Annotated in this window: 19 protein-coding genes; 11 read left to right on the top strand and 8 right to left on the bottom strand. The window is 71.4% G+C overall.

The features are described 5' to 3' along the window. The first annotated feature begins 67 nt into the window (after positions 1-67). Complete coding sequence (locus GA0070561_RS33780) at positions 68-244, top strand: hypothetical protein (protein WP_167362498.1); 177 nt, start codon at positions 68-70, stop codon at positions 242-244. 16 nt (positions 245-260) lie between these two features. Here the strand turns inward: GA0070561_RS33780 and GA0070561_RS27065 are convergent, their stop codons facing one another. After that, the gene (locus GA0070561_RS27065) at positions 261-2,063 is read right to left on the bottom strand and encodes an acyl-CoA dehydrogenase (protein ID WP_091406746.1); all 1,803 of its coding nucleotides are present in this window, start codon (positions 2,061-2,063) and stop codon (positions 261-263) included. A 153-nt stretch (positions 2,064-2,216) separates the two neighbouring features. Here GA0070561_RS27065 and GA0070561_RS27070 point away from each other — a divergent pair, with 153 nt between their 5' ends. The 5 genes from GA0070561_RS27070 to GA0070561_RS27090 all read left to right on the top strand — a co-directional run bounded on the left by GA0070561_RS27070 (position 2,217) and on the right by GA0070561_RS27090 (position 5,724). Continuing rightward, entirely contained in the window at positions 2,217-2,639 is a 423-nt protein-coding gene (locus GA0070561_RS27070) for an MmcQ/YjbR family DNA-binding protein (protein WP_091406748.1), read from the top strand. Between the two features lie 154 nt (positions 2,640-2,793). Then, entirely contained in the window at positions 2,794-3,831 is a 1,038-nt protein-coding gene (locus tag GA0070561_RS27075) for an SMP-30/gluconolactonase/LRE family protein (protein WP_091406750.1), read from the top strand. Between the two features lie 100 nt (positions 3,832-3,931). Beyond that, positions 3,932-4,531 (top strand): DUF4291 domain-containing protein, encoded by a 600-nt coding sequence (locus GA0070561_RS27080; RefSeq protein ID WP_091406751.1) that lies wholly within the window; start codon positions 3,932-3,934, stop codon positions 4,529-4,531. Between the two features lie 77 nt (positions 4,532-4,608). Beyond that, entirely contained in the window at positions 4,609-4,989 is a 381-nt protein-coding gene (locus tag GA0070561_RS27085; protein ID WP_091406753.1) for a VOC family protein, read from the top strand. Positions 4,990-5,028: 39 nt separating this feature from the next. Next, positions 5,029-5,724, top strand: a complete 696-nt coding sequence (locus GA0070561_RS27090; protein ID WP_091406756.1) for an alpha/beta fold hydrolase — start codon at positions 5,029-5,031, stop codon at positions 5,722-5,724. Between the two features lie 266 nt (positions 5,725-5,990). Here the strand turns inward: GA0070561_RS27090 and GA0070561_RS27095 are convergent, their stop codons facing one another. From GA0070561_RS27095 to GA0070561_RS27105, 3 genes are all read right to left on the bottom strand, one after another. Beyond that, positions 5,991-7,256, bottom strand: a complete 1,266-nt coding sequence (locus tag GA0070561_RS27095) for an MFS transporter (RefSeq protein ID WP_091406757.1) — start codon at positions 7,254-7,256, stop codon at positions 5,991-5,993. After that, entirely contained in the window at positions 7,253-7,873 is a 621-nt protein-coding gene (locus GA0070561_RS27100) for an ArsR/SmtB family transcription factor (protein WP_091406759.1), read from the bottom strand. Before GA0070561_RS27100 ends, GA0070561_RS27095 begins: the two co-directional genes overlap by 4 nt. 63 nt (positions 7,874-7,936) lie before the next feature. Next, positions 7,937-9,514 (bottom strand): LLM class flavin-dependent oxidoreductase, encoded by a 1,578-nt coding sequence (locus GA0070561_RS27105; protein ID WP_091406761.1) that lies wholly within the window; start codon positions 9,512-9,514, stop codon positions 7,937-7,939. Between the two features lie 114 nt (positions 9,515-9,628). Here GA0070561_RS27105 and GA0070561_RS27110 point away from each other — a divergent pair, with 114 nt between their 5' ends. Beyond that, the gene (locus tag GA0070561_RS27110) at positions 9,629-10,231 is read left to right on the top strand and encodes a MarR family winged helix-turn-helix transcriptional regulator (protein WP_091406763.1); all 603 of its coding nucleotides are present in this window, start codon (positions 9,629-9,631) and stop codon (positions 10,229-10,231) included. A 92-nt stretch (positions 10,232-10,323) separates the two neighbouring features. Here GA0070561_RS27110 and GA0070561_RS27115 read toward each other — a convergent pair whose 3' ends face one another. Both GA0070561_RS27115 and GA0070561_RS34370 read right to left on the bottom strand, forming a co-directional pair. After that, positions 10,324-11,835, bottom strand: a complete 1,512-nt coding sequence (locus tag GA0070561_RS27115; protein ID WP_091406765.1) for a CehA/McbA family metallohydrolase domain-containing protein — start codon at positions 11,833-11,835, stop codon at positions 10,324-10,326. Between the two features lie 234 nt (positions 11,836-12,069). Then, positions 12,070-12,732, bottom strand: a complete 663-nt coding sequence (locus tag GA0070561_RS34370) for a hypothetical protein (protein ID WP_244166455.1) — start codon at positions 12,730-12,732, stop codon at positions 12,070-12,072. Between the two features lie 421 nt (positions 12,733-13,153). Between GA0070561_RS34370 and GA0070561_RS27125 the strand changes: the two genes are divergently transcribed. After that, positions 13,154-14,116: an AraC family transcriptional regulator gene (locus GA0070561_RS27125; protein ID WP_091406767.1), complete on the top strand. Its 963-nt coding sequence runs from the start codon at positions 13,154-13,156 to the stop codon at positions 14,114-14,116. A 42-nt stretch (positions 14,117-14,158) separates the two neighbouring features. Here the strand turns inward: GA0070561_RS27125 and GA0070561_RS27130 are convergent, their stop codons facing one another. Further along, the gene (locus GA0070561_RS27130; protein ID WP_091406769.1) at positions 14,159-15,547 is read right to left on the bottom strand and encodes an aminotransferase-like domain-containing protein; all 1,389 of its coding nucleotides are present in this window, start codon (positions 15,545-15,547) and stop codon (positions 14,159-14,161) included. Between GA0070561_RS27130 and GA0070561_RS27135 the strand changes: the two genes are divergently transcribed. Then, complete coding sequence (locus GA0070561_RS27135) at positions 15,546-16,502, top strand: DMT family transporter (protein WP_141710462.1); 957 nt, start codon at positions 15,546-15,548, stop codon at positions 16,500-16,502. The two genes, GA0070561_RS27130 and GA0070561_RS27135, sit on opposite strands and share 2 nt — an antisense overlap. Here the strand turns inward: GA0070561_RS27135 and GA0070561_RS33300 are convergent. Then, positions 16,499-16,894, bottom strand: coding sequence for a winged helix-turn-helix transcriptional regulator (locus tag GA0070561_RS33300; RefSeq protein ID WP_208603877.1), 396 nt, complete (start codon positions 16,892-16,894; stop codon positions 16,499-16,501). The two genes, GA0070561_RS27135 and GA0070561_RS33300, sit on opposite strands and share 4 nt — an antisense overlap. Positions 16,895-16,990: 96 nt before the next feature. On the opposite strand from GA0070561_RS33300, the gene GA0070561_RS27140 reads away from it, so the two are divergent. Both GA0070561_RS27140 and GA0070561_RS27145 read left to right on the top strand, forming a co-directional pair. Beyond that, positions 16,991-17,848 carry an SDR family oxidoreductase gene (locus GA0070561_RS27140; RefSeq protein WP_091406771.1) on the top strand — a complete coding sequence of 286 codons (858 nt, stop codon included), beginning with the start codon at positions 16,991-16,993 and terminating at the stop codon, positions 17,846-17,848. 179 nt (positions 17,849-18,027) lie between these two features. Beyond that, positions 18,028-18,492 (top strand): GNAT family N-acetyltransferase, encoded by a 465-nt coding sequence (locus tag GA0070561_RS27145; RefSeq protein ID WP_208603866.1) that lies wholly within the window; start codon positions 18,028-18,030, stop codon positions 18,490-18,492. The last annotated feature ends 12 nt before the right edge of the window (positions 18,493-18,504 follow it).

Genomic DNA, 18,504 nt, shown 5'->3' on the forward strand with positions numbered 1-18,504 from the left:
TCGGCCGGACGGGGAAGGAGAAGCCGGGGCCGGCCGCACCAGGCGCGGCCGGTTACGGGAGGTCGACATGCGTGCACTGCTCTGGGTTGTCGGCGTGGTCGCCGGCGTGCTGATCCTGCTCGGGTTGTTGCTCGAGGCGGTCCGCTGGCTGATCATCATCGGTGTGATCGCGCTGGTGATCGTGATCGTCTGGGGCGTCGTCAAGGGGCGGCAGGCCATGAGCCACCAGTCCCGCCGACGGTGACCGGCGGCGGGACCGGTCAGAACCAGTCCGGGCGCATGTCGAGCGTGGTGCGGTCCCGGCTCTCCAACAGGTCGAACTGCGGGCCGGTCCGGGGCAACTCGACGGTGAAGAAGTAGCGGGCGGCCTGCCGCTTGCCGGCGTGGAACGCGTCGCCGGCGCTCTCCGCCGGCAGCGCCAGCACCTGCTCCAACCACATCCACGCGATCACCACGTGCCCGACGGCCTCCAGGTAGGCGCTGGCGTTGGCCAGCGCGAGCACCGGGTCACCGTCGGCCCACAGTCGACGGGTGACCGCGGTGATCCGGTCCACCGCGGCGGCCAGCCGATCGGCCAGCTCGGCCGCCTCTCCCCCGACCTTGCCGGCCCGCTCGACCGTGTCACCGATCGTCGTGGTCAGCAGGGTGAGACCAGCGCCACCGTGCATGATCATTTTGCGCCCCAGCAGATCCAGTGCCTGGATGCCGTGGGTGCCCTCGTGGATCGGGTTGAGCCGGTTGTCCCGGTAGTGCTGCTCCACGTCGTGGTCGCGGGTGTAGCCGGCACCTCCGAGCACCTGGATCGCCAGGTCGTTCGCGGCGAGGCACCACTGCGACGGCCAACTCTTCGTGATCGGCGTGAGCACGTCAAGCAGCAGGTGCGCGCGCTCGCGGTCGGCCTCGGCCGGGGCGGTCTTCTGCTCGTCGAGCAACCGCGCGCAGTAGAGCACCAGCGCCAGTGCCCCCTCCACGTAGCTCTTCTGAGCCAGCAGCATTCGACGTACGTCGGGGTGGTCGATGATCGGCACCTGCGCGGCGGCCGGGTCCTTCGCGCCGACCGGCCGGCCCTGCGGCCTCTCCTTCGCGTACGCCAGGCTCTTGAGATAGCCGGTGTAGCCCAGCGCGGTGGCGCCCGCCCCGACCCCGATCCGGGCCTCGTTCATCATGTGGAACATCTGTGCCAGGCCCTGATGCGGCGCGCCGACCAGGTGACCGACCGCCCCGGCGCGGCCGGCCGGGGTGTGCGCGCCGTCGCCGAAGCTGAGCAGTGTGTTGGTGGTGCCCCGGAACCCCATCTTGTGGTTGAGCCCGGCCAACGCCACGTCGTTGCGCTCACCGAGCGACCCGTCCGGGCCGACCAGCACCTTCGGCACGATGAACAGCGAGATGCCCTTGACGCCGGGCGGCGCGCCCGGAATGCGCGCCAGCACCAGGTGGACGATGTTCTCGGCCAACTCGTGGTCGCCACCGGAGATCCACATCTTGGTGCCGAAGAGCCGGTACGTGCCGTCCGCCTGCGGCTCGGCGCGGGTGGTGATGTCGGCCAGCGAGCTGCCGGCGTGCGGCTCGGACAGGCACATGGTGCCGAAGAACCGGCCGTCCAGCATGGGCCGGACGTAGGTGTCCACCTGCTCGGGGCTGCCGTGCGCCAGCAGCAGGTTGGCGTTGCCCAGGGTGAGGAACGGGTAGGCCGAGGTGGCCACGTTGGCGGCCTGGAACCAGGTGAAGCAGGCGGCCGCGACGGCGTGCGGCAGTTGCAGGCCACCGACAGTGGCGTCCAGCCCGGCAGTGAGCAGGCCCGTCTCGGCGAAGCTGTCCAACGCCGCACGGACCTGCGGGATCAGCCGCACCCGCTGCCCGTCGAAGGTGGGCTCGGCCAGATCGGCGGCGCGGTTGTGCGGGGCGAACTGCTCGGTGGCCACCCGCTCGGCGAGATCCAGGGCGTCGTCGAAGGTCTCCCGGGAGTGCTCGGCGTAGCGGGGGCGCTCGACGAGCTCGGACACCCGCAGCCACTCGTGCAGCAGGAAGTCGAGGTCACGGCGGGAGAGCAGGGTGGACGGCACGGCACTCCTCAGCGGGCACGGGGGCGGGTCGGGCCGGGGCGACGGCCCACTGTCGCCCCGCCCATCCTCGCGGATCGGCAGGGCGGGCACCACCGGCCCGGGCGGGCTTCGACGAGCGGAACTTGTCACACCGACCGGTTAGCGTCGTTGCCCGTGACCGCACCCGGAGACGTCCCGCCCGAGATCCTCGACCGGCTGCGGCCGATCTGTCTCGGGCTGCCGGAAACCTACGAGGAGCCCGCCTGGGTGGGCACCCGCTGGCGCATCCGCAAGCGGACCATCGCCCACGTGCTCACCGTCGACCCCGATCGCCAGACGGTGCACGCACGGGCTGCCGCCCTCGACCAGCCCGCCTGCCTGCTGACCTTCCGGTCGCCACTCGACGAGATCGCCGGGCTCCTCGCCACGGGGCACCCCTTCTACAAACCGGACTGGAGCCCGAACGTGGTGGGCATGGTCCTGGACGGGAACACCGACTGGGAGGAGGTGGGTGAGTTGCTCACCGAGAGCTACTGCGTCATGGCCCCGAAGCGGCTCGCCGCCCGGGTCGGCCCCCCGGCACCGCCGATCGGCTGAGCGCCGAGGGCACCCCTGCCGCCGGTTGGGCGCCGGTGGTGTCCTGCGACCGGCGGTTTCGGCCGGCACGCTCCGGGGATACCGCGCCGGACGGCCGTAGCCGTCGGTTACCGGCTGAAGCGGAGGCGCCGCCGGGCGGGTGAGGAGCAGGTCGATGTCGTCGCTGCCCACCGAGGAGGATCACCGGTTGACGCCGGTGCTTCACGAAGACCGGGTGTGCACGGGCGTGACCACACTGCGCGGGCGGGTGTTCCTGAGCTACCCGTCAGCGGATCGGCCCGGCGTGCAGGTGGTGGAGGCGCTGCCGGACGGCCGTCGTGTCCCCTACCCCGACGCCGCGTGGAACCGTGCCGACCAGCCGCCGAGCGGGGCGTTCGTGCACGTCAACGGGTTGCGCGCCGGCCCGGATGGCCGGTTGTGGATCATCGACTCGGGGTCGCCGCGGATCGGCGGCGCGCAGGTGCCGGGCGGCGCTCGGCTGATCGCGGTCGACCCGGACGACGACCACGTGGAGCGGGTCTACCACCTCGACGAGGCGGTGCACCCGGGCAGCTACGTCGACGACGTCCGATTCAACGGCCGGGTGGCGTATTTCAGCGATGCCGGGGCGGCGGGCCTCATCGTGCTCGACCTCGACTCGGGTCGGTCGAGACGGGTGCTGGACGGCCATCCGAGCACGGCGGGCGGCCCGGTGGTCGCCGACGGTCGCGCGCTGCGTGACCCGGGCGGCGCCGAGGTACGCCTGCACGTGGACCAGTTGGAGGTGTCGCCGGAGGGTCGCTGGCTCTACTACCAGCCGGCCTCCGGCGGGATGTCCCGGATCGCCACCCGCTGGTTGGACGACCCGTCGGTGTCCGCCGACGAGCTGGCCCGGAGGGTCGAACGCTGGTGTGACACACCCAGCACCGGCGGCACGGCCATCGACGCCACCGGCACCATCTACCTCAGCGACCTGGAACGACGGCGCGTCCTCGTCCTCGCACCCGACCGCAGCGTACGGACACTCGTCGCCGACCCCCGACTGGCCTGGGTGGACGCGATGTGGCTCGACGCCGATGCCCGGCTCTGGATGCCGGCGGCCCAGCTGCACCTGACCGCCGGGCTCAACGGCGGGGTCTCGGCCGTCGAATACCCGGTCCAGATCTACCGGATGCCCGTTGAGATCGGGCCGCCCGCCCGGGACCACGCCTGAGTGCTCAATCCGGCAGCCGCCGGTCCGCACCGGGTCTCCCCCGGCCGGGGGTACGAAATCCCGGTGGAGAGGATGCGGTCCGATGGGTGAAGATCGCAGGGTGTCCGTTCCTGCCCGCCAGATCCGTGCTCGTTTCTCGGCCGACACGGTCACCGTGTACCAGGCGTACCCGCCGGAGATCGCGCTGCCGGCGGTGGCCGCCGGTCGCTTCGTGGCCCCCTTCAAGCGTGACCGGATGACCTGGATCAAGCCGTCGTTCCTGTGGATGATGTACCGCTGCGGTTGGGCCACCAAGCCCGGGCAGGAGCGCGTCCTGTCCATCGACATCACGCGGGAGGGCTTCGAGTGGGCGCTGGCGCGAGCCTGTCTGAGTCACTACGACCAGGGCCTGCACGGTGACCGGGCGACGTGGTCGCGGCACCTCAAGGCCAGCCCGGTACGGGTGCAGTGGGATCCGGAACGGACACTGCACCTGAGCGCGTTGCCCTACCGGTCCTTGCAGGTCGGACTGTCCGGCGAAGCCGTCGCCCGGTACGTCGACGACTGGACGGTCAGCGTCACGGACATCACCGCCACCGTCCACCGCGTACGGGAACTGGTGCGGGCCCACGAACTGCGGGCGGCCACGGACCACCTGCCGGCCGAACGGAGCTACCCGCTGCCGAGGCAGATCGCGGCCCACCTCGACGCCACCGGCTGAGTCCGCGCGATCAACGGCCCTCGGGTGCCACGCGCCGCGTCCAGCACCACATTCACATTCTCGATATCCTGGCCGGCATGCACCGAAGCCGCGTGTACGCGCTACTGATCGACGCTCCCGAGGCGGAGGCCGCCCGGGCGGCAGAGTTCTGGTCGGCGGCGCTCGGCGTCAGCACCCGGTCCGATCCGGCCGAGCCGCAGTTCGTCGGCCTGCACGAGGCACTGCCGGGGCTGGTCACCGCGGTCCAGGCGGTCGACGATACGCCGCGCTTCCACCTCGACATCGAGACCGACGACGTGCCAGCCGAGACCGAACGGTTGTTGGCCCTGGGTGCCACCGAGGTGTCGCAGTGGCTGGAGTGCCGGATCCTGCGGGCGCCCGGTGGCCACCTGCTCTGTGTGCTTCCGGTGGAGAGTCCACCGGAGGTGTTCGAGGCCGAGGCCCGCACCTGGTCGTGACCCGCCAACCTGTCGCAGGTCGGCGTTAGGCTCCCGGCCATGGCTGAATTCGTACTGGTGGCGGGGGCGTGGCTGGGATCGTCGGCATGGGACGAGGTGGTGGCACCACTTCGGTCGGCCGGCCACGGCACCCACGCGTTGACCCTCTCCGGCCTCGCCGAGAAGCAGGGCGTGCCCGCCGGACAGCAGACCCACGTGCAGGACATCGTCGACGAGATCGAGCGCGGCGACCTGCACGACGTGGTGCTGGTCGGGCACAGCTACGCGGGCATTCCGGTGGGTCAGGCCGCCGAGCGGATCGGCGAGCGGTTGAGCCGGGTGGTCTTCGTGGACTCCGAGGTGCCGGTCGACGGTGGGTCGTTCGCCTCCGGCTGGTGGCAGGGCCAGGCGGCCTTCGAGGCGCAGATCGCCGACAACAACGGTTACTGGGCTCCGCTCGGCGCGGCCGACTTCGACGGTCAGGGTCTCACCGACGAGCAGGTCGCCCGGCTGATCGAGGGCTCCACGCCGCATCCGGGGGCCACGCTGACCGAGCCGGCCGTGCTGACCCGGCCGTTGGGCGAGCTGCCGGCGACGTACGTCAAGTGCCTGCTCGACGGGCCTGAGCCCAACGACACGGTGGCGAAACTGCTGACCAGCGACCACTGGCGACTGGTCACCATGGACACCGGCCACTGGCCGATGTTCTCCCAGCCCACCGAGCTGGCCCGGATCCTGTTGGCCGAGGCCGCCTGACCCTCGCTGCCTGACCCGGGGCCGGCAGGGCCGCGCCGGCTGACCCGCGGGCCGGCAGGGCCGCGCCGGCTGACCCGGGGCCGGCAGAGCCGCGCCGGCTGGCCCGCGCCGGGCCGCAGGACCGGGCCGACGCGGGTCAGCCGCTGACAGGGCAGCCGCACGATCAGCCCAACGAGCGGTATACCTCGGTGGCATATTTATGACTCTGAGGTATACCGCTCGTCCGGGTGGGTGCCGCCCACCGCGATCATGCGCCGCCGCAGCCTTCAGGCCGCATCGATGGTCTGGATGTGGCGCACCGGTGACGCGAGCAACCACAGCACGGCGAGCACGCCACCCAGGCCGGCGATGGCCAGGGTGGGCCGCAGCCCGATGGTGGTGCCCAACGCACCGCCGACCAGCGCGCCGAGCGGTCGGATGCCGTAGTTGACAGCACTGTAGGCACCGGCTCGGCGTCCCAGCGCGTCGTCGGGTGTCACGGCGATGAGGAGGGCGTTGAGGTTCACGTCCATCAGCATCACCCCGACGCTGGAGACCAGCTCGATGGCCGCCAGCATGGCCACCTTCGTCCAGGTGGGTCCGGACACCAGCGCGGTCAGCGCCAGTGGCGCGGGGAAGAGCACCGCGCCGATCATGGCGGTACGGCCCAGACCGATGGCGCGTGAGACCCGAGGTGCGAGCGCCGCGCCCGCGAATCCGCCGAGCGCTCCGAAACCGAGAGCGATGCCGATCGCGCCGGCTGACAGGTCGAGTTCACGGCTGGCGTAGAGCACCAGCAGCGCGCCGGCGATGAAGGTGAAGAAGTTGACAGTGCTGGTGCAGCCGAGGGCGGCCCGTAGCACCGGGTGCCGCAGCACCAGCACGAGCCCTTCGCGGACCAGGCCGAGAGTGGACGTCCGGCGCGGCGGGGGCGGGGGCTCGGTCACCGGGATGCGGCTGAGCAGCAGCGCGGAGCCGAGGAAGGAGACCGCGTCGACGACGATCGCGATCGGCGCGCTGAGCGCCTGGACCAGCCCACCGCCGACGGCCGGGCCGGCGATGAAGGAGAGCGACCGGCTCATGCTCATCTTGCTGTTCGCGTCCACGTACGCCGACCGCGGCACCAGGCCGACGAAGAACGCCTGACGCGCCATGGCGAAGAGCACCGCGCCGAAGCCGGTGAGCAGTGCCACCAGGTAGAGCTGGGTGAGGGTGATCGCGTCGAACAGGTAGGCCACCGGCAGGCTGAGCAGCACCGCGGCGCGGATCAGATCCGCGATGATCAGCAGTCGCCGCTTGTGGGTGCGCTGGTCCACCCAGGCGCCCAGGAACAGGCCCAGCAGGTTCGGCAGCCAGATCAGCGCGGTGAGGACGCTGACCTGCACGGGTGTGGCGGTGAGCAGGGTGACGGCGATCAGCGGTAGGGCCAGTTCACTGATCCGATCGCCGAAGTGGGAGATCGTCTCGCCGATCCAGAAGGTGCGGAACCGCCGGTCACGGTGCAGGGCCGTCGGGGGCCCGGTGTCGGTGGGGGCGTCGGTGGCGGCGGTCACGACGTGGCCGCGTCGTCGTCGCCGGGCTCGGCCGGGGCCTCGTCCCCCGGCTCGGGCAGCAGGTAGCGCAGCATCCGGACGATCCGCGCGTCGGGCGGGGCCGACCCCTCCTTGCGCCGCACGTACGGGGCGATCAGCTCTTCAATGGACTCCTCCAGTTGCCGCAGCTCGTCGGCGGTGGCCACGAACCGCGTGTCGGCCATGCCGGCCAGCGCGCGCCACTCGGGGTCCAGTCGGGGCTCCTCATGCAACAGCCACTGCTGGGGTGCATCGGCGTTGCGAGCGAACATCTCGCCGCGTAGCTGCTGGCTGGCGGACTGCCCCTCGGTGCCCTCCGGCACCGTGAAGCGGAAGCCTCGGGCTGCCGCCTGCCACCAGCGTTCCCGCTTGCTGGTGGCACCGTCCCAGTCGAGGACCAGGCCGAACGTCGCGAGGTGCCGCAGATGCCAGCTGACCACCGACGGTGTGGCGCCGACGTGCGGCGAGAGCCCGGTGGCCGTGGCCGGGCCGTGCCGCTGAAGGTGCTCCAGGATCGCCAGCCGGACCGGGTGGGCCAGCGCCCGAAGCGCCTGCGGCTCGCTGATCTCGAAATCCCCGTACGGATTCTTGAGAGACATGTTTCGAGAGTAGTCTCTCAGATTGGAGCGGGGCAACCCCGAGCCGCCGCCGCGGCGCGTTGATCAGGCGATCCCCAACCGCGCCAACGGCTCGACCAGCTCCCTCTCCTCGTAGCTCAGGTGCGACAGGAGGGCGTCGGTCAGCAGGTCCACAGCGGCCCGCAGCTCGGCGAGGCCGTCCGGAGACCCGACGTACGCGACCAGGGCACGGTCGACACCCTCCAGTACGTCGTGGATGACGTGATGCTCCTGCTCCAGCCGGTCGACCACCGGGCCGAGTCGGGGGTCACGTGCCCGCAACCTGGGGAAGAACGACTGGTCCTCGATCGTGTGGTGGGTGGTGACGATGCGGCAGTACGACTCGCAGTAGACGCCGAGCGTCCACCGGTTCTGCCTCATGGTCATCGTGTTGATGTGGGACCGGGCCGCGCCGGCGTCGATCTCGCCGGCCGCCACCTGCTCGATCAGGTCGTGAATCTGGGCCAGCTCGGCGCGCAGGCCGTCGTGGATCTGCACGAGGTGTGCGCCGGTGGCCTGCTCCTGCGGGGTGTAGGTGCGCTCCGGGTCAGGCTCGGGCCCGGTCGGCCGGCTCGACTCGTCCCACACCTGCTGCTCGCTTCGCCGTACGCCGTCGTCCGGGGTCGGCACCACGGCGAACGCACCACCGGTCGCGGTGGCGCGGCTCGCCCGGACCGGCGGCGCAGCGACCGGCTCCGGCTCGGGTTCCGGCGTACGCTCCGCAGCCGCGCCCCGGTCACGTTCGGCGGCGACCAGCTCGCGGACGGCGGGGGCCACCTCGCCGGCGAAGCGGCGCAGGTCGTCGGGGTCGTCGCTGCCCAGGATGAAGGTGCCGACGCCCTCCTCCAGTGCCAGTTCGGCCAGCTCCTCGGCCCACTGCTCGGCGGGCCCGTTCAGCGGGCCGCGCCCGACGGCCGAGAACTCTCCGGCGATGTTGAGCAGCCGACGCACGTCCCGCGGGGACCGGCCGGCCTGCTGCGCGGCGTCGTCGATGATCGCGTTGCCCTTGGCCAGGTCACCGGGCTGGAGGTAGCCCAGCGTGGGCAGCCAACCGTCGGCCCGACGACCGGTGAGCTGGAGCATCCGCGGCTTGTACGCACCCAGCCAGATCGGCACCGCGTGGGCCGGAGCGGGACCGCGCTTGGCGCCCATCACCCGGTAGAACTCGCCGTCGACCCGCACTCCGCCGCGCGTCTCGACGTCCCAGAGCTGACGGACGACCTCGATGGCCTCCTCCAGCGCTCGTACGCCCTGGCCGGGGGTCAGCCGCCGGCCGCCCATCGCCTCGATGGCATCCCAGAACGCCCCCGCCCCGAGGCCGAGGCTGATCCGGCCACCGGTGAGCAGGTCCAGGCTGGCCACACTGCGGGCGAGCACCGCCGGCGGACGCAGTGGCAGGTTGGTCACGTTCGCCGCCAGGTGCACCCGGTTGGTGCGGGCCGCCACGAAGCTCAGCAGCGTCCAGGTGTCGAGGAACGCCGGCTGGTACGGGTGATCCTGAAAGGTGACCAGGTCCAACCCGACCTGCTCGGCCAGGACGGCGACGCCGACCGCACGGCCCGGATTGTCAGCGCTGGGCGTGACGAAGGAGCCGAAGACCAGATCGTGGCCGTAGTCGCTCATCTGCGAGCCTCCCGATTTCCCCGACGCCTCGGACGATGCGTCGTGACCTCAACCTTATGCCACACAGAACATCTTCTGCCAACAAGGTCTGGCTCACTGCGCTATTGTCGGGGGATGACGGGTGCCTCTCACCGGCCTGACCGGCCCGATCCGCTCGACGACGACCTGGGCTGGATGCTCGGGATCGTCTTCCGCGGCTACGTCCGGGCGGCCGAGCACGCGCTCACCGACTTCCCCGGTGGCCCGCGCGGCTACCAACTGCTCACCGCGGCCAGCAACGGGCCGGACCGAAACCAGGGCGCGATCGCCGAGGAGATCGGCATCGACCGCACCGTCCTCACGTACCTGATCGACGACCTGGAGCGGCCCGGGTTCGTCGCCCGGCGCGCGGACCCGGCCGACCGACGCAACCGGCTGGTCGAGGTCACCGACGCCGGCCGCACCGCGTGGGAGCAGCGGCGGTCGGCGCTGCGGCAGGTCGAGTCGCATCTGCTGGGGGCGCTCACTTCGGCCGAGTCGGCGACGCTGCGGTCACTGCTCCAGAAGGTCGCCTGCTCGGCCCAGGCGATGGACCCGTTGCGCGACCTCTGCGAGGTGGTGACACAGGTGCAGGCCGATCCGGCGACGGCGGCGCCCGCCGCGCGCCGGACCGGCGCCGCAACGGCGCGGAGCGGGCGAACCGCCACCCCCCGAGCCCGCCGCAGCAGGCCCGACTGACCCGGATACAGCAGAACGGACCCGCCCCGCACCGCCCGACGTCGTCCGTCGAGCGGTGCTGGACAGGCCCGCGATGTCGCTACCGCACTCGGTCAGCGCACGTGCACGAAGACCGGGTTCGAGTAGAACCACAGGTCGTCCCACGGGCTCTCCAGCCCATCGGCGAGCGGCTCGGCCTCATCGGTGCTGGTGCCACGCACCCGCGCGTAGGTGTCCGCCTCGACATTGCGCAAGGTGTGCCGGATGACGTAGCTGTCGCCCTGCCGACGCCAGTCCCGCGGGCCGAACCGGGCCGCCACCTTGGTGGTGGGGTTGGTGTCGGCGTCCAGGCTGGCGCTCGGGCCGGTGATCTGGCCGACGATCAGGTCGACCCGGCGGACCTCGGGCCGGTCGCCGTTCGCGTTCACCCCACCCAGCGGGCGGAAGGTGATCTCGATATCGACATCGGTACGGCTACGGCGGCTCACCGTGATCGTCTCGCCCACCTCGGCGGTCCTGCCCTGGGATGTGGCGGTGACGTCGAGGCTGCGGATCAGGTCACCGGTGGTGACCCAGATCCGGCCGTTGCGCAGACCGTCCATGATGTCGCCGTAGTCCTGGCGGGCGTGCACGTAGGTCTTGCTGTACTCGCCCGGCCAGAAGTCAGAGCCGCCCCGGGTCCAGTGCACGTGCGAGTCCGAGGTCGCGGTGATCCACCAACGCCGGCCCTCGCCGAGCAGTGAGTCCCACAGGCCGCCGACCCGGGCGGTCATCTGGTCGAAGCCGCCGTAGGTGGGGTGGTTGCCGTAGCCGCCCCGCTTGCCACCGTTGAGCGGGCCGGCCTGGTGACCGGGCGCGCCCTCGAAGCCGATGTAGACGTCCGGCGCGGCGTTGTTGCCGTTGCGGAACTCGCGCGGGGTGTCCTGACCGTAGACGCCGAGACCGGGGGCCGAACGGGACGCGTGGTGGGCGATCACCAGCGGCTTGTGCGGCATGCCCCGGGCGACCTTGAGGAACTCCACCATCTTGGCCTCGGTGTCGCGGGCCGGGTCGGTGGGGAACGCGTCGTACTTGGCGAACCGGCTCTCCAGCTCGAAGAGCTGCTTCGCCTCGTCCTCATGGCGGGGGATCATCAGCGTGTGGTGGTCCAGCGAGGGCGCGTCGAACTCCATGCCCCAGAACTGGAGCACCTCGGGGACCAGCTTGCGCGACCGCAGCAGGTCGGGGTACGCCTGCTCGATGTTCACCTTCGAGTGGGTCGGTCCACCGTGGTCAGTGCACATCGCCCAGGTCAGGCCGAAGTTCTTGGCCATGATGGCGTTGGTGACGATCGGGTAGACCGCGTCCGCGCCCTTGTGGAAGACGATCGGGGACTTCGTGGTGTCGAACTCGCCGCTGTACTCGGAGTGGATGTGGTGGTCGCCCGCACGCCACGCCCGGTTCTTGGAGGTGCCCCGGTCGGTCTTGTCGTCGTCACCCGGCCGGCGGTCCTCGTCGGCCCATGCCGCGCCGGCCCCGACCAGTGGGCTGGCCGCGGCCAGCGTCGCGCCGACGCCCGCGTACTTGACCAGCTTGCGCCGGGACAGCTGCGCGTGCTCGGTCTCTTCGGGATGCTTGTCTCTCACCTGAGAGCCTCTCCTCGATCAAGCGAATGCTCTTTCGATCAAGGAGCCTCGGAGAAGGCGGTGAACAACCGCCGTACGCAGCGGGTGCGCACGATGAACACCCTGCCCCGACCTGCGCGCGATGCCGGGCCGGACAGCAGCGGGTCACCCCGTGCTCGCGCAGTGTCCAGTCGGCACCGGCACCGAGCTGTCCGGGTCAGGGCACCGGACGACCGGTCTGCTTCGACGGCCCGGTCAGATCCGGGCGCGCGGCAGCCAGCCCAGGAATCGGAGCCGGACCCGGGGCAGCGGCAACGTGGGCAGGTCCTCAGCGGCGGCGACGAGGCAGGAGCCGAGATAGACAGCGAGGGAGGCGCGCGCTCCACCGAACTCGGCGAGCAGTTGGCTCTGCTTGGTGGCGCAGGGCCACTCGCGGCCGCATCCGGTGCAGGTCCAACTCGGCGGGTTGGGGAGGTGCTCCGGCAGCTTGGCGCGGCGGTACCGACCGACGACGCTGTTGTCCGACCGCACGTCGCGTCGCCGTGCCGCGGGACTTTCGTTTCGGTGGGCCACCGGACGGGCACCGGGCAGGTAGCGCCCGACGGTGCCGAAGAGCACCCCGACACGGATCAGGGCGTCCGGTCCGACGTGCTGGGTCAGCAACGCGGTCATCAGATAGTGCCCCAGCAGGTCGAAGGCGTCACGGTGCAGGCCCAGGTCGCGGCAGAGGTCGACGAACTCCGGCGTGGTCAGTGGCACCCGGTCGTCGAGTGCGCGGCGCAGCACCTCACGGAGCCCACGCCCGAGCCTCTCCAGCGCGTCTCCCTCGCCCAGACCCAGGCTGTCCTCGTCCGCCACCCGGGCCAGCGCCTCGGCGACGGCGAGCCGAACGACGCGGTCAGGATCGGTACTGTCCACGCTTCCCCCTCCGTGGGTCGGCCTCCCGGCAGTGACCCGGTCATCCTCCGACGAATCATGAACAAGATTTCGCTGTCGGCCACGAGGGTGGCTAGGACAGCGGACGTAGAACCATTTGGCGCGCTAGCCAGAAAACGAAGTCGAACTGCCGACACCGCACAGTGATTCGCAGGACGGCGCGTCGTTGATTGTCGTATGGTGACATTCCCATCTACAGATATTGCGTCTCAGACTCAGTGAATGGTCAGACCAGCTCCGACACGCTCAACCGGTCGCTGCCGTCCCGCTCGCGACGTTCCATCCCACCGCACCGCCGGCCAACGATGTGCCGGGTCACCGCCGAGCACCCCGGCACGTCCCGATACCTGCCGTCGGCACCCGTTCCAGCACCGGCGGCACCTCCACCGGACGGAGACAGCGGATGACGTCATCGCCAGTGCAGACCCACCAGTTCGACAGCCGTGACCCGGCGGCCATCCAGGAATTCCTGTCCGCCACGTACGACCCGAAGCTGCGGATCCAGAGCAGGAACGGATACCGGCTCACCCACCACCGCGTCGACACCGGCCCCTTCGCCATCGCGACCACCCGCCAGACCGGGCACCTCGAGATCGATGCCAGCACCCTCGGCGGGCTGGTCATCGCTCACAACCGCACCGCGCACGGCGATCGCTCCTGCGCCGGATCGGCCCACCGGTTCGGCCCCGGCGACGTCTTCCTCGTCACCAGGCCGGAGGAGCCGTGCACCGTCCACTGGCATCCCGGCGAGGTGGAACTCTGCGTACTGGATCTGTCGGTGCTGGCGCAGGTGGCCACCACCGCGCCGGCCCGTCGGCCCGGTCGGATCGAGTTCACCGAGCTGAGCGCCGCCAGCACGGCCCTCGCCCGGCAGTGGCGCAACACCACCAGCTTCGTCCGCGACGTCGTGTTGAACAGCCCGGCCGCCGGGGCACAGTCTCTGGTGATCGGCAACGCCGCCCGGATGCTGGCCGCGGCGGCGCTCGCGGTCTTCCCCAACACCGCGTTCACCGAACCGACCGCCGCGGACCGGAACGACGCCACCACCGCCACGCTGCGACGGGCGATCACGTTTCTGGAGGAGCACGCCGACCGGGACATCAGCGCTGCCGACATCGCCGGCGCCGCCGGCGTCTCCCTCCGGGCCGTGCAACTCGCCTTCCGCCGTCACCTCGGCACCACCCCGATGGCCTACCTGCGTCGGATCCGGCTCGTCCGGGCACACCACGACCTGGTACGCGCCGACCCGCGCCAGGAGACCGTCTCGGCGATCGCCAGTCGGTGGGGATTCGCCAGCCACAGCAGGTTCACCGCGCGCTACCACGCCAGCTTCGGTGTGCCACCGCGCGAGACGCTGAACACCTGAGACCCACGCGCAGGACGCCACCCAGCCAGGCGTGCCCGGTGTTCAACGGAGGACGCGGGCGAGGCGTCGAACGGCCTCGTCCATGAGTTCGGGCGCGGCTGCCGCGTAGGTGAGGCGTAGGTGCGGGGCCGGGGGTTCGGCCGCGTACCAGGGCCGGCCCGGAAAGACGGCGACGCCTTCGGCCGCCGCGGCAGCGGCCAGTGCCGCGTCGTCGGTGCCGGCGGCGAGGCGCACCCAGAGGTGCATGCCTCCACGTGGGATCCACTGTGGAGCAAGGTTCGGCAGATGCCGACGTAGCGCGGTCAGCAACGCGTCACGGCGTGTCCGGAGGGCCGTGCGCAGTGCCCGGCGATGCCGCGACCACGCCGGAGAGGTGAGGAAGTCGATCGCCGCCTGTTGCAGCGGTCCGGCGACGAAGAAGTCGTCGAGCAGCCGCGCAGCGCGCAGTCGAGCCCCGGCCGGGCCACGGGCTCCGATGGCGGCGACGCGCAGCCCGGGGGCCGTCGACTTGGTCAGCGAGCGCAGGTAGATGACGTGACCGTCGGGATCATCGCTGGCCAGTGGCGGCGGGGCCGGATCGTCGATGGTGAGGTCACGGGCGTAGTCGTCCTCGATCAGGAACGCCCCGGCGTCGCGTACGGCCTCGGCGACCTGCGCCCGGCGGTGCTCCGCCAGCGTCGCGCCGTGCGGGTTGGCGTACAGGGGCTGGCAGTAGAAGAGCCGGGCGCCGGTGCGGGCGAACGCCGCGGCGAGTTGGTCGGGCCGTACCCCGTCGGCGTCAGCCGGCACGGGCACCACCCGCAGCCCGGCCGCGCGGGCGGCGGCCAACGCACCCAGGTAGGTCGGCGACTCGACGAGCAGGGCGTCGCCGGGCGCGGTGAGTGCCCGCAACGCGGACGACAGGGCGGCCTGCCCGCCGGGGCAGATCACCATGTCCTCGGCGTGCAGCCCCGCCCCGGCCTCACGGGCGAACCAGGCGCGCAGGTCCGCGCGACCTTCGACCGGCCCACGCTGCCAGCTCGCGGGCTGGCGGGCGGCTCGGGTGAGGGCGGCGCCGAGCGCAGCGGCAGGCTGTAGGTCGGCGTGGAGGTAGCCACCGGACAGCGGGATCGTTCCGGCGGGCGTCAGCGCCAACAGCGCCTGCATCTCATCCTGACCGAACCGGCGGGGCCCGAGCGCGACGGTCTGCCAGGACAGGTCAGGTACGCCCGGCTCGTCCAATGGAGTGGCCACAAAGGTGCCTCGGCCGGGTCGCGTCTCGATCAGCCCCTCAGCCGCCAACTGACGGATCGCCTCGGCGACGGTGACCGGCGAGGCCTGATGCCGGGCCGTCAGCTCGCGTACCGAGGGCAGCCGTGCACCGGGACCGGCGGCGGCCGCGAGACCCCGCAGATCTTGGATAACGCGTTGGGCTGCGTTACCGTTCTCCATGAGGGACAAGAGTAGCGCTACTGCCAGAAACGCGGTAACAGCGGATCGGATCGTCGGGTTCGGCCTCGGCGCCCTGGGCGTGCTCGGCTTCAGCCTGTCGCTTCCGGCCACCCGCATCATCGTGCAGCAGCTCGACCCATGGTTCGTCGCCTTCGGCCGGGCTGTCGGGGCAGGGCTGCTGGCATGGGCATACCTGCGTCTCACCGGCGCACCGCGGCCTACCCGCGGTCAGTGGCAACGGCTGTCGATCGTCGCCCTCGGAGTCATCGTCGGCTTTCCCTTGTTCACCTCGATGGCGCTTCTTACCCAGACCTCCGCGCACAGCGCGGTCGTCATCGCCGCGCTGCCCGCGATGACGGCCGTGTTCGCCGTGCTGCGGGCCGGCGAACGCCCGCCGCCGCTGTTCTGGATCGTGAGCGCCAGCGGGCTGCTGGCGGTGCTCTCTTTTCTCGGCGCCAGCGGCGCGGTAGGCGGGGCTCTCACCCTGCCCGACCTGTTCCTGCTCGCGGCGGTCGTGCTCTGCGGCCTTGGCTACGCCGAGGGCGGCGCGCTCGCCCGCGAGTTGGGCGGCGCTCGGACGATCTGCTGGGCGTTGCTGCTCTCGCTGCCCGTCACCGTTCCCGTCACGGCCGTTGCCGCCGCCGCCAGTCCGCCGCAGGCCGACGCTCTCGGCTGGTCGGCGTTCGGCTATCTCACCGGGGTCTCGATGTTCCTGGGCTTCTTCGCCTGGTACGCGGGTCTGGCCCGGGGCGGGATAGCGCAGGTGGGCCAGGTCCAACTCGCCCAGCCGGTGCTGACCCTGGGGTGGTCGGCGCTGCTGCTCGGCGAGGTGGTCTCCCCCGCCTCGATCGCGGCGGCGCTGGTGGTGCTGGGATGCGTCGTGGCGACCCAGCGCATCCGCCAGAGCCCACGGACGGTCGTGGCGCCACGCGAGGCCGGCGCGGGATCGTCCTAGCTCCGGTCGCGCTCGCGGCTGTCGCGGGCGGTCTGCAACTCGGGCACCGAGGCCTCCAGCAGATCGGCGAGGCCACGCAGTTGCTCGGCGACCCGGGCACCGAGCGGGGTCAGCGAGTATTCGACGCGCGGTGGGATCGCGGTGAGCACCTCGCGGGTGAGCATCCCGTCGCGTTCGAGGGTCTGCAGGGTCTGGGAGAGCATCCGCTCGCTGACCCCGTCGATGCGGCGACGCAGCGCGTTGAACCGGTAGCGGCCCTCGCCGAGCGCCAACAGGGCCAGCGAGGCCCACTTCGAGGTGACGTCCTCGAACGCCGCACGGGAGGTGCAACCCCGCGCGAAGACATCGCTGACGAATTCCTGGGTAGGCCCCGCCGGGTCCTGGGCCGGCATGTCGCTCACCTCACCAGCCTATCTCACGCCGCCTGTCGGTTAGTGCTGTAGATTCGTAAGTGCTTACTGATTTGTTCTCACCCTCCGGAGGTTCCCATGCCCACCTATGCCGTCACCGGCGCCACCGGCCGGCTGGGCCGTCTGGTGATCGAGCAGTTGCTCGACAGCGGCGTACCCGCCGCCGAGATCGCCGCCATCGTCCGCAGCCCGGAGAAGGCCGCCGACCTGGCCACGCGCGGGGTCGAGATCCGTAAGGCCAACTACGACGACCCGTCGACGCTGCCCGGTGCGGTGGCCGGCGTACGCCGCCTGCTGCTCATCTCCGGCGACACTCCCGGTCAGCGCGTCGCGCAACACACAGCGGTCATCGACGCCGCCAAGCTCGCCGGGGTGGAGCGTCTCGTCTACACCAGCATCCTGAAGGCCGACACCACAGCGAACCCGCTCGCCCCGGAGCACAAGGCCACCGAGGAGGTCCTCGCCGAATCCGGTCTGACCTACACCGTGCTGCGCAACAGCTGGTACACCGAGAACTACACCGACCAGCTCCCGCAGTACCTGGGGTCCGGCACGATCCTCGGCGCCACCGGCGGCAGCAAGATCTCCGCCGCGACCCGAGCCGACTACGCGGGGGCGGCCGTGGCCGCGCTGACCCGGGAGGAGGACGGCAACGCCGTCTACGAACTCGGCGGCACCGCGTTCACCTTCGACGAGCTGGCCGAGGCCGTCACCGAGGTGACCGGCACCACCGTCGTCCACCAGGACATGTCCGCCGCCGACCTGGCCTCGGCGCTGGAGAACGTCGGCCTGGACGCGGGCACCGCCGGCTTCGTCGCCGCGCTCGACCACTCGATCGCCAATGGCGAGCTGGCAACCGACAGCGACGACCTCAGCCGGTTGCTCGGCCGGCCGAGCACCCCACTGCGCGACGCCATCCGGGCCGCGCGGGCCTGACCGGATTCATCGCCGAAGCGGGCGGCGCGGCCCCGGTCGCCGTCGCCCGCCACGCGCTGAAGCCGCACACGTATCCTCGACGGCATGGTGAGGCACGTCGATGAGCAGCTCTCCCGGCCCGTCGGGTCACCATGTCGGCACGCCGTGCGGTCCGACCTGGACACTCCGGCGTCGGCCCGGTGAGCGGCGGGGACTTCGTCGTCCGCGCCGCCGTGGCGCAGGACGACCCCGAGCTGGTCTTCGACGTGCTGTGGCAACTCGCCCCCGACGACGCACGGCCGGACACCGCCCGGCTCGCCACCGCCTGGCGCGACCTGCACGCCCAAGCCGGACGCCGCCTCCTGCTGGCCGTCGCCGGGGACGCCTTCGTGGGCACCCTGGACACCCTCGTCGCCCCCAACCTCACCCACGGCGCGCGACCGTACATGGTGGTGGAGAACGTGGTGGTCGCGCCCGGCTGGCGCCGTCGAGGAGTCGCCCGGGCCCTCATGCTGGCGGCGCTCGACGAGGCGACGGCGGCCGGTTGCTACAAGGTCCAACTGGTGTCGAACGCCGCGCGTACCGACGCCCACCGGTTCTACGCGTCCATCGGGTTCGCGCAGTCCGCTCTCGGTTACCGCCGATATCTCACCACCGCGACGTGACCCCTGGTGCGG

Origin of the sequence: Micromonospora saelicesensis (assembly GCF_900091575.1) — a bacterium.
In the GTDB taxonomy this organism is placed as follows: Bacteria; Actinomycetota; Actinomycetes; order Mycobacteriales; family Micromonosporaceae; genus Micromonospora; species Micromonospora saelicesensis.